Annotated in this window: 17 protein-coding genes; 6 read left to right on the forward strand and 11 right to left on the reverse strand. The window is 70.3% G+C overall.

The features are described 5' to 3' along the window. Positions 1-10: 10 nt before the first annotated feature. Together F4559_RS25685 and dnaG are read right to left on the reverse strand one after the other, a co-directional pair. Positions 11-505, reverse strand: coding sequence for a hypothetical protein (locus F4559_RS25685; protein WP_184672859.1), 495 nt, complete (start codon positions 503-505; stop codon positions 11-13). A gap of 2 nt (positions 506-507) precedes the next feature. Then, entirely contained in the window at positions 508-2388 is a 1881-nt protein-coding gene (gene dnaG, locus F4559_RS25690) for a DNA primase (protein ID WP_184672861.1), read from the reverse strand. 34 nt (positions 2389-2422) lie between these two features. On the opposite strand from dnaG, the gene sigJ reads away from it, so the two are divergent. Both sigJ and F4559_RS25700 read left to right on the forward strand, forming a co-directional pair. After that, positions 2423-3310, forward strand: a complete 888-nt coding sequence (gene sigJ, locus F4559_RS25695; RefSeq protein WP_312865819.1) for an RNA polymerase sigma factor SigJ — start codon at positions 2423-2425, stop codon at positions 3308-3310. 115 nt (positions 3311-3425) lie between these two features. Then, on the forward strand, positions 3426-4088 hold the full coding sequence (locus tag F4559_RS25700; protein ID WP_184672864.1) for a dioxygenase family protein: 663 nt from the start codon (positions 3426-3428) through the stop codon (positions 4086-4088). Positions 4089-4294: 206 nt separating this feature from the next. Here F4559_RS25700 and F4559_RS25705 read toward each other — a convergent pair whose 3' ends face one another. The 3 genes from F4559_RS25705 to F4559_RS25715 are packed head-to-tail and all read right to left on the reverse strand — an operon-like array spanning position 4295 to position 7295. After that, positions 4295-5323: a serpin family protein gene (locus tag F4559_RS25705; protein ID WP_184672866.1), complete on the reverse strand. Its 1029-nt coding sequence runs from the start codon at positions 5321-5323 to the stop codon at positions 4295-4297. Positions 5324-5346: 23 nt separating this feature from the next. Then, positions 5347-6612 (reverse strand): deoxyguanosinetriphosphate triphosphohydrolase, encoded by a 1266-nt coding sequence (locus F4559_RS25710; RefSeq protein ID WP_184672867.1) that lies wholly within the window; start codon positions 6610-6612, stop codon positions 5347-5349. A gap of 14 nt (positions 6613-6626) precedes the next feature. After that, complete coding sequence (locus tag F4559_RS25715) at positions 6627-7295, reverse strand: YdcF family protein (RefSeq protein ID WP_184672868.1); 669 nt, start codon at positions 7293-7295, stop codon at positions 6627-6629. Between the two features lie 19 nt (positions 7296-7314). On the opposite strand from F4559_RS25715, the gene F4559_RS25720 reads away from it, so the two are divergent. Next, the gene (locus F4559_RS25720; protein ID WP_184672870.1) at positions 7315-8037 is read left to right on the forward strand and encodes a Type 1 glutamine amidotransferase-like domain-containing protein; all 723 of its coding nucleotides are present in this window, start codon (positions 7315-7317) and stop codon (positions 8035-8037) included. Positions 8038-8308: 271 nt separating this feature from the next. Then, complete coding sequence (locus F4559_RS34615; RefSeq protein ID WP_513851473.1) at positions 8309-8926, forward strand: serine hydrolase; 618 nt, start codon at positions 8309-8311, stop codon at positions 8924-8926. Positions 8927-8964: 38 nt separating this feature from the next. Here F4559_RS34615 and F4559_RS25730 read toward each other — a convergent pair whose 3' ends face one another. From F4559_RS25730 to F4559_RS25740, 3 genes are all read right to left on the reverse strand, one after another. After that, a complete protein-coding gene (locus F4559_RS25730) occupies positions 8965-9237 on the reverse strand; it encodes a hypothetical protein (protein ID WP_184672872.1) in 273 nt (90 codons plus the stop codon). Beyond that, positions 9234-9419, reverse strand: a complete 186-nt coding sequence (locus F4559_RS25735) for a hypothetical protein (protein WP_184672873.1) — start codon at positions 9417-9419, stop codon at positions 9234-9236. Before F4559_RS25735 ends, F4559_RS25730 begins: the two co-directional genes overlap by 4 nt. Positions 9420-9520: 101 nt before the next feature. Continuing rightward, complete coding sequence (locus tag F4559_RS25740; protein ID WP_184672874.1) at positions 9521-9793, reverse strand: hypothetical protein; 273 nt, start codon at positions 9791-9793, stop codon at positions 9521-9523. Between the two features lie 117 nt (positions 9794-9910). Here F4559_RS25740 and F4559_RS25745 point away from each other — a divergent pair, with 117 nt between their 5' ends. Both F4559_RS25745 and F4559_RS25750 read left to right on the forward strand, forming a co-directional pair. Further along, positions 9911-10798 carry a helix-turn-helix domain-containing protein gene (locus tag F4559_RS25745; protein ID WP_184676209.1) on the forward strand — a complete coding sequence of 296 codons (888 nt, stop codon included), beginning with the start codon at positions 9911-9913 and terminating at the stop codon, positions 10796-10798. Between the two features lie 13 nt (positions 10799-10811). After that, positions 10812-10982: a DUF397 domain-containing protein gene (locus tag F4559_RS25750; protein ID WP_184672875.1), complete on the forward strand. Its 171-nt coding sequence runs from the start codon at positions 10812-10814 to the stop codon at positions 10980-10982. A gap of 50 nt (positions 10983-11032) precedes the next feature. Here the strand turns inward: F4559_RS25750 and F4559_RS25755 are convergent, their stop codons facing one another. The 3 genes from F4559_RS25755 to F4559_RS25765 are packed head-to-tail and all read right to left on the reverse strand — an operon-like array spanning position 11033 to position 13443. Then, complete coding sequence (locus F4559_RS25755; RefSeq protein WP_184672876.1) at positions 11033-12478, reverse strand: SulP family inorganic anion transporter; 1446 nt, start codon at positions 12476-12478, stop codon at positions 11033-11035. Further along, positions 12475-13059 (reverse strand): carbonic anhydrase, encoded by a 585-nt coding sequence (locus F4559_RS25760; protein ID WP_184672877.1) that lies wholly within the window; start codon positions 13057-13059, stop codon positions 12475-12477. The genes F4559_RS25755 and F4559_RS25760 overlap by 4 nt, the downstream gene beginning before the upstream one ends. A gap of 54 nt (positions 13060-13113) precedes the next feature. Continuing rightward, on the reverse strand, positions 13114-13443 hold the full coding sequence (locus F4559_RS25765) for a hypothetical protein (RefSeq protein WP_184672879.1): 330 nt from the start codon (positions 13441-13443) through the stop codon (positions 13114-13116). Positions 13444-13521: the final 78 nt, after the last annotated feature.

Raw genomic sequence — 13521 nt, forward strand, 5'->3', positions numbered from 1 at the left:
CGCGCCTCCGTCAGGGTCGGGCCAGCTTCTCCGCCACGCTCGCGGCCACTCGGCGCACGCGCTCGACGTCCGCGTCCGGATCGGGTCGCACGTGCAGGACGACGCCGTCCCGACCCGGCACCTTGCGCCGCAGGAACCACGCCCGCAACTCCTCGTTGCGCTCGCGGTCGCGGATCGCGCCGGTCACGCGGGCGTACACGACCTCGGGCACGCGGCCCGGCGTCGCCAGCGGGTACCGCACGGCCGGCAGGTCGCGCAGCAGCACGGCCGCGCCCGCCGTGCCGTCCTCCACCGCCTCGACCACGGTCAACGCGCCCGAGCCCCACGTCGCCTTGCTGATCAGGTGCCAGCCGACGCGACGCGGGCCGGGCAGCCACAGACCCAGGGTCGTGGCCACGAGCCATTCGTCGCCGCACGCGGCGGACGCGAGCACGTTCTCGTCGCGTTCGAGCACACCGGCGAACCCCTTGGGGGCGCCCGAGCCGAAGATCCTCCGGAACACCACGTCTACAGCCCTCCGGCAGCCTGCTCGCCCAACTCCTTGTGGTACGCCTCCAGCGCGATCAGGTCGCCGAACAGCGCGCGGTACTCGTCGGCCTCGTCGATCGGCGACACCCGGCGCAGCCGGGACTTGATCTCGGCGATCTGCCCGCCGACGAGGATCTGCTGCAACCTGGTGAGCACCGACTGCACGTACCGGTACTCGTCGTCGGCCTTGGTGCGCAACGGTTCCACGGCCAGCTCCGTCAGCACGGACCGCTCGGTCTGGCCCGCGCACGCCTGGGACACCGCGTCGACCAGCGCCGGTCCGCTCAGCCCGGACGACGCGCCGCCGGCCGTGCGGATCGCCTGGTGCAGGGCGAGGTACGCGGGGTGCGTGAACGCGTCGTCGGGCAGCACGTCGTACTGCGGCCCGGCCATCTCGGGCACCTGCAACGCGGCTTTGAGCGCCTCGCGCTGGTGCCACAGCGCCGGGTCGGCGGGGTTGGGCCGGGCGCCGACCTCGACCAGCGTGCCCTGGTCGGGGTCCACCCGCCGGGGCCGGGACGGGGAGACCTTGCCGGTCGCGGTCTCGCGCACGCGGCGGACGACCGTGGCCTCGTCCTCCCAGCCGACCCACCAGGCGAGCTGGGTGGCGTAGCCGTCGCGCTTGGCCCGGTCCTTGATCTGGGCGACGAACGGGACCATCTTCTTCAACGCCTCGACGCGGCCGTCGACCGAGTCCAGGTTGTAGCCGCGCAGCTGGGCCTTGATCGCGAACTCGAACAGCGGGGTGCGCCGGGCGACCAGGTCGCGCACGGCGTTGTCGCCCTTTTCCTGGCGCAGTTCGCACGGGTCCATGCCGTCGGGCGCGACCGCGATGTAGGTCTGCGCGGAGAACTGCTGTTCGCCCTCGAACGCCTTGAGCGCGGCCTTCTGCCCGGCCGCGTCGCCGTCGAAGGTGAAGATCACCTCGCCGTTGAGGTCGTCGTCGATCAGCAGCCGGCGCAGCACGTTCATGTGGTCGGCGCCGAACGCCGTGCCGCAGGACGCGACGGCCGTGGGCACGCCCGCGAGGTGCATGGCCATCACGTCGGTGTAGCCCTCGACGACGACGGCCTGGCGCCGTTTCGCGATCTCCCGCTTGGCCAGGTCCAGCCCGAACAGGACGTGGGACTTCTTGTAGATCGGGCTTTCCGAGGTGTTGAGGTACTTGGCCTGGATCTGGTCGTCGTCGAAGATCCGGCGGGCGCCGAAGCCGACGACGTCGCCGCCGAGGTCGCGGATCGGCCACAGCAGCCGCCGGTGGAACCGGTCGATCGGTCCCTGCCGACCCTCCTTGGTGAGCTGGGCCTTGATCAGCTCGGTGAGTTCGAAACCCTGGTGCAGCAGGTGTTTGGTGAGCTTGTCCCACCCGGCGGGCGCGAAGCCGCAGCCGAACTGGCGGGCGGCGGCCTGGTCGAAACCGCGCTGCGCCAGGAATTCCCGCGCGGCCATGGCGTCCGGGGTGGACAGTTGTTCCGCGTAGAACTCGGCGGCGAACCGGTGCGCCTCGATCAGCCGGCTGCGGGTGCCGCGGTCGCGCTGGATGGTCGCGCCGCCGCCCTCGTAGGTGAGCTGGATGCCCGCGCGGTCGGCGAGCCGCTCGACCGCCTCGACGAAGCCGAGGTGCTCGATCTTCATCACGAACGCGATGACGTCGCCGCCCTCGCCGCACCCGAAGCAGTGGTAGGTGCCGTGCGTCGGCCGGACGTTGAAGCTCGGCGACTTCTCGTCGTGGAACGGGCACAGGCCCTTGAGCGCGCCGCCGCCGGCGCGGCGCAGGGACACGTGGTCCCCGACGACCTCGTCGATCCGGCTGCGGTCACGTACGACCGCGATGTCGCTTTCCCGGATGCGTCCTGCCACGGTCGTCGAGTCTAGTGCCGGCAGACTGGGCACCGTGACGACCGCCGATCCCGACCTCGCCGCCGCTTTCGACGAGCACCGGTCGCACCTGGTCGGGGTCGCCTACCGGCTGACCGGCAGCGTCGCCGACGCCGAGGACGCGGTCCAGGAGGCGTGGCTGCGGCTGGCGAACCGGACCGGCGAGCCGCTCGTGGAACCGCGGGCGTGGCTGACCACGGTGGTGGGCCGGATCTGCCTGGACCGGCTGCGGTCGGCGGCCGTGCGGCGGGAGAGCTACGTCGGCAGTTGGCTGCCGGAGCCGGTCGTGACGACGCTGGACCCGCGCGCGGACCCGGCCGAGGCCGCGGTGCTCGACGAGGGCGTGCGGCTGGCGGCGCTGGTCGTGCTCGACCGGCTCGGCCCGGAGCAGCGGGTGGCGTTCGTGCTGCACGACGCGTTCGGCGTGCCGTTCGACGAGATCGCGGCGGTGCTGGGCTGCGCGGTGGCCACGGCCCGCCAGCACGCGTCCCGCGGCCGGCGTGCGGCGGCGGACGCGGCACCGCCGTCCCGGGTCGCCCTGACCGAGCAGCGGGAGTTGATCGAGCGGTTCGTGGCGGCGCTGGGCAGCGGCGACGTGGACGCGGTCGTGGCGCTGCTGCACCCCGACGCCGTGGTGGTCGGCGACGGCGGTGGGCGGGCGCGCACGGCGCTGCACCCGGTCGTCGGCGCGGACAAGGTGGCCCGCTTCCTGCTCGGCCTGATCCGCAAGTACGGCGGCCTGTCCGACGCGGTCCCGGTTCTGGTGAACGGCGACCTCGGGTTCCGGTTCGCGGAGCGGGAGGACCTGGCCGCACGGGTCGGGACTTTCACTTTCCGTGACGGGAAAGTCTCGGGTCTGTTCGACATCTCCAACCCGGACAAGCTGCGCCACGTGACGTTCTGACCACATGGCGTAACCGTTCACCCACACGGAGTGAACCGTTCGGCTGATCCTTTCTGGTCTAGACCAGGCTACGTTCTCCTCAGCCGTTTTCCCCCTGCATGAGGAGACGCGAACCATGACCGAAAAGCACGAGGACGGCACCACACGTCGCTCGTTCATGGCGACCGGCGCGACCGCCGTCGCCGTGACCGCCGCGGGTGTCGGCATCGCCGGCGTGGCGGGCAGCGGACAGCGGGCCCAGGGCGCCACCCTGCCCTTGACGCCGCAGTGCACCGACGGCGACGACACGCCACCGGTGATCGAAGGCCCGTACTTCCGACGCAACTCGCCCAAGCGCACCAACCTGCGCACCACGGGTGTGAGCGGCGTGCTGCTGAGCCTCACCGGGTTCGTCTACAACATCCGGTGCCAGCCGCTGGGCAACGTCCTGCTGGACTTCTGGCAGGCCGACCAGCGCGGCCAGTACGACAACTCGACCGCGCAGTACCGCGGTCGCGGCCACCAGTTCACGAACGCCGACGGCTCGTACACGCTGGAGACGATCGTCCCCAAGGACTACCCGGGCCGGACCCCGCACATCCACGTGAAGGTCCAGGCGCCCAACGGTCCGATCCTCACCACCCAGCTGTACTTCCCCGGCGACACCAAGGCGTACGGGATGAACGTCGCGCAGCTCAACGCCCGCGACGCGTACTACATCACCGACACGCTGATCGCGCTCGGACCGCTGACGTCGAACCGGTACGCCGGCAAGTTCGACTTCGTCATCAAGCGCTGACCTGAACCAATCCCCGACTCCATGTCGGGATCAAGACGGGTTGGTACCCATCCCTCCTCGGCATTCCGCCTGACGAGGAGGGATCGGGGTCACGCTCGGTGAGAACTCCCCGTGCCGGACCACACGTCGAAGCCATTACACGACGTGACGTCCATAGCCCGCACCCGATGACGCGATCGCCACCCGACCGCCGGCCCGACCGGGTGCTACGGGTGCGCCACCTGGGCCACGAACAGCACGGCCCCCGTGTGCTGGTGGCGGACCAGCAGCAGGTACGGCCGGTCGACCCGGACCGTCACCGGTTCCTCGGGCAGCTCCAGCGACACCGCGCGCATCATCACCGCCGTCGCCGCCGCGCCCTCCAGACCCTGTTCGTCCAGGCGCAGCACGGCTTCGTGCACGACCTCGTCCACGTAAAGGCGCGGGTCCGGGCTCAACCCGGTGAGGTCCGCGTCCTTGGTGAACAGCGTCCGGACGCCCAGGTCGCGCAACGGCTCCGACAGCAGCGCGGAGGACTTCGCCCGGAGTCGGGGCAGGAACAGCTCGACGTTGCGCCGCTGCAACGCTCCCAGCACGGTCGGCACGCCCGAGAGCCCGCCGAGGTCGTCGTCGGGCAGCAGCACGACCGCCTCGACGCCGCCGTGCGCGGGGATCGTCACGGCCTGCCAGCCGGCCGCGTGCGCGTAGCCGGACTTGGCTTCGCGGCGCATGGTCGGCACGTCGCCCACGTCCCGGAACGGCCGGTCCTCGGTGTCGTGCTCCGGGAACTCCTCGGTCCACGCGGTCTTCAGGTACAGGGCGTTGACCAGGGCGGCGACCGTATCGGACTTGACCGCGCCGCGGTCGAGCAGCTCGGGGATCAGGCCGCGGGTGGTGTCGGCGACGTCGGCGTTGATGAGCTTGCGCGCGGCCTCGACGTCCTCGGCGAACGGCGCCGACCGGACCGCGGCACCCGGCCAAGCGGACAGATCGGTCAGGAAAGACTCGTTGACCGGCAACGCGTCCCACGCCCACAGCGTGTTGGCGACGGCGAACGTGACGTCGTCGCCTGAGATCCGGGTCTCCCGGACCGGGGTGGTGTCCCCGAGCAACGCCGTGAGCTCGTCGGCGGTCCGGCCGCGCGCGGCCTGCGCGGTCGTCCCCAACGCGCTCGCCACCGAGAACGGCGACCAGCAGACGTCGGCGGTGCGATCGGGTGCGAGGGCGTCGTGCAGCTTGAGGGCGAACGTCAGCATGCTTCTCCTCGCGGGTCGGGGTCTTACGCCCGAGTGTGCCCGTTCCCGCGCACGAGGGTCCGATGCCACGCCTGCGCCTGGGCGTCGGTCAGCGACGCGATCTGGTCCACGACCACCCGCAGCCGGTCGGCGTCCGACGACGCGCTCTCGAACGCCGGACGCAACGCCGGGTCGAGCGTGTCGGGCGCGCCCTTGCCCAACGTCTCGGCGAGTTCCCCGATCAGCTCCCGTTGGCGTGCCTGGCGTTCGAGGTGCACCGGATCGCTCATCACGTACCGGACGGCGACGGCCTTGAGCAGCGCCACCTCGGCGGCCACGCGCGGCGGCACGACCAGGTCGGCGGCGTAGCGGCGCAACGGTCCGTCGCCGTGCTCGCGTCGCGTCGCGCCGACCGCCGCCGACGCGAACCGGCCGACGAGTTCGCTGGTCAGCCGCTTGAGGTTGACCTGGGCGAGCAACGAGCCGTCGTACTCGGCCAGGTTCGCGATCACGGGCAGCCGCAGCAGGTCGGCGGCCACCTCCTCCAGCGCGGCGACCGGTTCGGGCGAGAAGTGCCGGGCGGCGAGGTCCGCGATGGCCCGGCGTTCGGTCACGTCGCCCAGCGCGGCCAGGGTGATCCGGTGCGCGAGGACGCCGTCCTCCACGTCGTGCACGGAGTACGCGACGTCGTCGGCCCAGTCCATCACCTGGGCCTCCAGGCAGCGGCGGCCTTCCGGCGCACCCTCGCGCAGCCAGCCGAACACGTCGAGGTCGTCCTGGTAGACGCCGAACTTCACGGTGCCCGGACGCCGGGCCCACGGGTACTTCGTCGCCGCGTCCAGGCAGGCCCGCGTGAGGTTGAGCCCGGTGCGGGTCTTGGGTTCCAGGCGGGTCAGGATGCGCAACGTCTGGGCGTTGCCCTCGAAACCGCCGCAGTCGGCGGCCACCGCGTTCAACGCGCGTTCCCCGTTGTGGCCGAACGGCGGGTGGCCGATGTCGTGCGCCAGCCCGGCGGTGTCCACGATGTCCGGGTCGCAGCCCAACGTCCCGCCGATGCCCCGGCCGATCTGGGCGACCTCCAGCGAGTGGGTCAGCCGGGTGCGCGGCACGCCCGTGACCTCCGAGCCCTCGCCCGGACCGACGACCTGGGTCTTGCCCGCGAGCCGGCGCAGCGCGGCGCTGTGCAGCACGCGGGCGCGGTCGCGCGCGAACGGCGTCCGGAGTTCCTCTACCGCGTCGGGCAGCAGCGCGGCTTTCGGTCTCTCCTCGGTCCGGCGTTCGGCGTCGTGCGCGGTGTAGCCGGCGTTCATCCGTCGAGCCTAATTCAGCCCTGCGTGATGCCGTCGAACACGTCGACCGGTGCCTTCATCAGGTGGTAGTAGAGCAGGCCGAACGTCTCGCGCCGGATGTAGTAGAGCTGGGTCTCGCGGGTCTGCACGTTGGGTCCCGAGCGGGTCGGCGACGTCCACGCCTCCAGGCCCTGGTCCTCGGCCATGGTGCGGGCACGCAACGAGTGCCACGGGTCCGAGACGATCACGGCCGTCTTCAGGTCGCGGGCGCGGGCGGCGTCGGCCAGTGCGCGGATGCTGCCCAGCGTGTCCGTGCCGAAGCCGACCTCGACGACGCGGTCCTCGGGGACGCCGTGCTCGACCAGCCAGATCCGCCCGGCCTCGCCCTCGGTGTACTCGTCGCCGGGTTGCCGGCCGCCGGTGGTCGCGATGTAGGAGACGACCCCCTGGTCGTACAGGCGGCGCGCGTGCTCCAGGCGGGCTTCGAGCGCGCGTGACGGAACGCCGTTGTACTGCGCGGCGCCGAGGACCACGGCCATGTCCGCGTGCGTGCGGTCGTCCTCGCGGGCGACCTGCCAGACGCGGAACGCGGTGCCGCCGACCACGAGGAACCCGATCAGCAGTCCGCCGAGGACGACGCGCTGGACGAGCCTGCGGACCCGGGCCGGGAAGGATGCGGGGGGCACGCTTCGATGAAACCACATTCCACGGGATGATCACGGCATGCCGGCCGACCAACCGACGATCGTCGCGACCTCAGGCGGATACATCGCCGGGCGACGCACGGAGATCGAATTCGGTGCCCTCGTGCACCACGCCGTCGAGCTGTCCGGGGCGCGCAGACCCCGGGTGTGCCACGTCGGGACGGCGTCCGGCGACCAAAGATCATGGCAAGCGAATGTGGACGAAGCCGCCCGCGTCGCCGGGTGGGACCTGGCGCACCTGAACCTGTTCCCGATGCCGCAGGTCCTGGACGTCGCGGAGTTCGTGCTGTCGCACGACGTCGTGTGGGTCGGCGGCGGGTCCGTGGCGAACCTGCTCGCGGTGTGGACGGTGCACGGGCTGGGGCCGGTGCTGCGCACGGCGTGGGAGCGGGGCGTGGTGCTCGGCGGCGTGTCGGCCGGGTCGATCTGCTGGTACCTGGGCGGTTCGACGGATTCGTTCGGGCCGGAACTGCGGGTCGTGACGAACGGGCTCGGGTTCCTGCCTTACGGCAGCGGCGTGCACTTCGACTCGGAAGCCGCGCGTCGGCCCGTGGTGCACGAGGCGGTGCGTGATGGCGTGCTGCCGGAAACACACTGCACCGACGACGGAGCCGGGCTCGTGTACTTCGGGACGCGGCTCGTCGAGGCGGTCTCGGAGCGGTCGCGCGGCGGGGCGTACGTCGTCGTCCGCGACTCTTCAGGGAACCCCCAGGAGGAATCGCTCGACATCCGGCGGTTGTGAAACGGATCGTCGAAGTGTGCGAAGACGCTGGTGGGCAGTGGTGGCGGTCACTGTGGCCGTGGCGCTTTACCCGTCCCGGACGGCCGTGGAACCGACCGGTTACGCGGCGGCGTCCGCGCCTTCGATCTCCTCGGACTCTTCGCACCCTTCGGCCTCCTCGGATTCCTCGGGCACGACCAGTCCGTCCAGCGCCACCGTCACCGCGCCCGATCTGCCGACCGCGATCGCGGCGGCCGTGGCGGCGTCGTCCGAAGGCGACCTGGCAGTGTCGGTGTTGGACCTGGAAACCGGTGCCACGGCGGGAAGCCGGAGCGCCGAACCCTTCCCCACGGCGTCGTTGAGGAAGCTGCTGGTGGCGGTGGACGTGCTGCCTTCGGCGTCGGCGGACGACCGGGAGTTGTTGGTGCGGGCGTTGAGCTTGAGCGACGACTCGGCCATGAACGCGTTGTGGGACAGGCACGACGGCATGGGTGCGATAACGCGGGTCGCGACCCGCGTTGGTCTCGTTGCGACGTCACCACCGACGGACCCGACGCAGTGGGGCGACGTGACCATGTCGGCGGACGACGTGGTGCACCTGTACCGCTACATCCTCACCGGACTCCCGGCGGACCAAAGGGATTTCATCGTCGACGCACTGGGTTCGGCCCCCGACACCGCCGCCGACGGCTTCGACCAGGGCTTCGCGCTGATGGGGCCGGACGTCGACGCCTACGCCAAACAGGGCTGGATGTGGTACCTGCCGGCGGACCTGTACCTGCACAGCGCGGGCATCGTCCGGTCCCGTTACGTGGTGGCGATCCTGTCCCTCCACTCCGGAGTCCCCGCCGCGACGGCGGAAGCCACCCTGGACGCCGTCACCACCGCCCTCCTGACCCCACTCCCCTGACCCGCGAGTTATACGTTCAGACACCGCGAGTTGTGCACTCAGGCACTCCCTCCGGCCTGCCGCTTCCACTCCGGACCCGTCGGGCCCTGCCGGGTGCTGCCGTCCCGGTGGACGACGACCTCGGGGTTGTCGTGGTTGTCACCGCTCGGGGGTGCCGTGTTGCGCACCGACAGGTCCTTGTACCCGCCGGTCGTGAAGTGGACCCGAAGCGGGTTGTTGCGCTTGTCGTCCTTCAACCGCTCGACGGACGCGATCCCGTCGGCCTCGCCCAGCACCTGCCGGAGAAGATCCTTCAGCCTGTAGTTCCTCATGACCCCACGCCTTGGTGGTGCACTCCGATGAAACCTTCGCCGCCGTTGGCGAACTCGATTCGCACCAGGTCGAATGAAGCGGACCCCCGTTCGTTCCGGAGATCTTCGACCACGACTATTTCGGGATGGTCGATTCCCCTGAGGGCTTTCGACAGAAGGGCCGCGAATGACTTCTCGTCCACACCTCGATCCTCTCACCCGGGAGGGAGCGGGAGCGTTCGGCCGTCTCGGCGCAACACCGTTTCGATCACGAACCCGCCGAAAACGGGTTCCCACTCGGTGACTACGCGGAGTGATCCATCCAGACGAGACGGGTCGGGCCGTGGTGGCCTCGTTCCAGGACGCGGGCGGCGCGGTCCGCAGAGCCGGAGCGCAGCACGTTGCCTCCGGGCAACAAGGCGGTGGCGTGCCCGGTCCAGGCGAAGCCCCATGCGACTACCTCGGCATCCTCGCACTCGCCGTACTCACGGAGGACGGCGAACATCCTCGGCCGCTCATCCTCGATCATGGCGGCGACGAACTCCTCGTACTCCTTGCGGTCGAACGTCATGGTCATCTCGATTGCCTCCGTGTCACTGTCGGTTGATCACCGTTGGTAGCGATAGAGTGGCGCGGTCCCCGTGGGACGGAAAGTGGTTTCCCACTTTATTCACCTGATTGGAGTATCTCGGGCATGACTCAGGAAGGTGCCGTCAACGCCACCGTGCGGCGGTGGCAACTCACGGAAACGCTCCGCCAACTGCGGGAAGCGGCCGGTATGACGATCGAGCAGGTGGTCGAAAGGCTACGCGACGGACAGGGAAAGTGGTCGCGGTCCAAGCTCGGTCGGATCGAGACACGCGAACAGGGCGTGAAACGACACGAGGTCGAGGAGTTGTTGGACCTTTACGGAGTCTACGACCCCACGATCCGCCCGTGGTTGCTGGGATTGGTTTCGACGGTCAATGAACGCGGGTACTGGCTGGCGTTGCGCAAGGACCTGCCATCGGACTTCCACGAGTTCCTCGGAGTCGAGGCCGCGCTGGTCCGACTCCGCGAGTTCGAGACCATGGTGGTGCCGGGACTGCTTCAGGTGCCCGAGTACACCCGGGCGCTGATCTACGGTGCGAATCCGGGGCTGGAGCGAGATCTCGCGGAGGGGCGCGTCCAAGCACGCATGGCCCGGCAACAGGTCTTGAACCGGACAGTGCCGTTGCGGCTGCACGTCATCCTCGACGAGGCCATCCTCGAACGGCCGGTCGGTTCGGCGGCGGTGATGCGAGACCAGTTGCAGCGTCTGATCGACACCGGCGCCGAGAACCACGTCACGGTCCAGATCTTGCAGAAGAGCGCCGGAGCCTCGCCTGCGCTCGACGGACCGTTCTCGCTGCTGACGCTGCCCGCGCCCATCCCGGACTTCGGCTATGCGGAAGGGCAGGGAGGTGCGGTGTACATCGAAGACGTCGACCACGTCAGGGAATGCGCCCAGCGGTGGGGAATCCTCACCGGGAAGGCGCTCTCGGCCGTCGACTCGCTGGACGTGCTCAGGGAGGCCGTGAACACTTACGACGAGCAAACCTGACGAAGGAAGTGCGATGGCCACCTGGCGCAAGAGCAGCTACTCGGGAAGCGGCGGAACCGGCGGCGGCAACTGCGTCGAAGTCGCGCACGACGGCAGGCGGTTGCGCGTACGCGACAGCAAGAACCCCGAAGCGGGCACCCTCACCGTCAGCCGCGCCTGGCTTGAGTCGCTCAAGACCGACTGATGCCGGAGTGGTTCCCGTGGCCGGACGACACCGGCCACGGGAACCGGCACTCACGGTCTGATCAGGTTCACCGACCTCCCCGCCGCGCGGTGGGCCTCGGCCCAGCCCTCGATCGCCTGCCGGCACGCGTCGTCCAGGTGCCGCAGCCCGCGCAGGTCCACCCGCACGTGCTTGGTCACCGGCAAGCCCTCCAAGGCGTCGAGCAACCTCGGCAGCTTCAGGAACGTGGCGTTCCCGCGCAACGTCACGTGCTCGTGGTCCGGCCCGTCCTCGTCGACCACGACCGACAGCCGGGACACGTCCCACGCCGTCTTCACCACGGCCGCCAACAACCCGACCAGGGTCCCGGTCAACAGGTCCGTCACCACGATCAGCCCGGCCGTCAGCAACAGCACCGCGCTCTCCGCACGGTCGGTCCGCACCAGCTTCACCACGCGGGGCAGCTCCAACAGCTTCCACCCCGCCTGCACCAGCAACGCCGCCAGCACGGCGATCGGCACGAACGCCAACACCTCGGGCAGCACGACCACGAACACGAGCAACCACACGCCGTGCAGCACGCGCGACAATTTCGTCCGCGCACCGGCCCGCACGTTGGTCGCACTGCGCACGATCACGGCCGTCATCGGCAAGGCGCCCAACACACCGCACACCGTGTTGCCCACGCCCTGCGCGACCAGTTCCCGGTTGTAGCGGGTACGCGGACCGTTGTGCATGCGGTCCACCGCCGCCGCGCTGAACAGGCTCTCGGCCGACGCGACCAACGCGAACGTCAGCATCGCGCCGAACACTCCCGCGTCCAGCAGCGACACGTCGACCAGCATGATCACGTCCGACAGCGGGCCGACCTCGATGCGCGGCACGGGCAGGAACGCCCCGACCGCACTGGCCACGACGACCGCGACCAGCATGCCCGGCACCATCCGCACCTTCTCCGGTGCGCGTTGCCACAACGCCGTGACCACGAGGGTGAGCACGGCCACCGCGACGGCGGCCGGGTTCACGACGGCGTCGCGCAGCAGCTCGAACAGGCCGGCGAACTTCTCGCCGGTCGTGCGCGGCTGTTCCTGCCCGGCCAGCGGGTAGAGCTGGCTGAGGATCAGGACCAGGCCGATGCCGGCGAGCATGCCCTGCACGACCGCCGGGGAGATGGCCCGGAACCAGCGGCCCAGCCGCAACAGGCCCATCGCGATCTGCAACAGACCGGCGCCGAGCACGATCAGCCCCATCGCGGCCAGGCCGTGCGAGGCGACGGCGTCGGCGACGAGCACCGTCAACCCGGCCGCCGGGCCGCTGACCTGGAGGCTGCTGCCCGGCAGGACGCCCGCGACCAGGCCGCCGACGACACCGGTGACGATGCCGAGTTCGGCGGGCACGCCCGAGGCGACCGCGACGCCGACGCACAGCGGCAACGCCACCAGGAACACCACGAGCGACGCGCCGATGTCGGGGACGAACGTCCCGGTCCGGGCGGGCAGCTCCTCTTGGCGGGTCATAGCGGCACGAACCCGTCGGGACTGTGCGCCAGCACGTCGCCGGACTCGATGTCGTAGAACCAGCCGTGCACGCGCAACGCCCCCGACTGGACGCGTTCTCGCACGAACGGGTAGTCGTCGAGTTTCTCGAGCTGGGCCGTGACGTGGTGCTGTCCCTCGGCGCGCATGCCGGGGTCGGCCTCGGCGACGATCGTCGAGCCCTGGCCGTGGTCGGCCAGCCAGCGGCGCATCAGGGGCAGGTGGTCGACGCCGCCCTTGTGCAACGCCTGCACGGCGCCGCAGTGCGAATGGCCGCACACCACTACTTCGCGCACGCCCAGGTGAACAATGGCGAACTCGATCGTGGCCATTTCACTGGACGTCGAATGCTCTCCGTATGGCGGGATCACGTTGCCGGCCGTTCGGAGTTCGAAGAGGCTGCCAGGTTGAGCACCGGTGATCGCCGCGGGCACGATGCGCGAGTCGGCGCACGTGATGAACAGCGCGGTGGGCGACTGCCCCAGCGCCAACCGCCGGCCGGCTTCCCTGGGCCGCCGCAGCGAATGCGTCCGGGCGTGCTGAACCAGGTGATGGAATTCCATGGAATTTCCTCACTTCGTCAGGTGGACTTCTTCAGTTGTGGCGGGGATGGGGTCTCAGTTCCGGAACACCTGCAACACGTCGGGAGCTGTCCGTTCGTGGAGGTGGTCGGCACGAGCGCACGGCCGGACAGGGCGGGTGCTGATCTCGTGTGCCGGCGCCGAAGGGGCGCGGTGAAGGGGTCGCCGCCGAACCGGGGACATCCGGCGGGGGCAGAGGGTCACGCGGGGTTCGGGGGCCTGACGGGCCTCACGTGGCGGTTCCTCCTCGGCGGGCATGCCGGCCGAGTGGGCGGAGCGCACGACGACGGGCGCGAGGTGCGCCGTCGCCGGGGTGAGGACCGCGAGCAGCACGAAGACGACGAACGTCGTCAGCGCGCGCACCATGAAAGCCCCCGATCCACCGCGACCTGTGGATCAAGTGTCGCCAATCGGGATGACGTCGAGGTTAATCGAGGGGCCTAT

It is taken from the genome of Saccharothrix violaceirubra (genome assembly GCF_014203755.1).
Lineage (GTDB): Bacteria > Actinomycetota > Actinomycetes > Mycobacteriales > Pseudonocardiaceae > Actinosynnema > Actinosynnema violaceirubrum.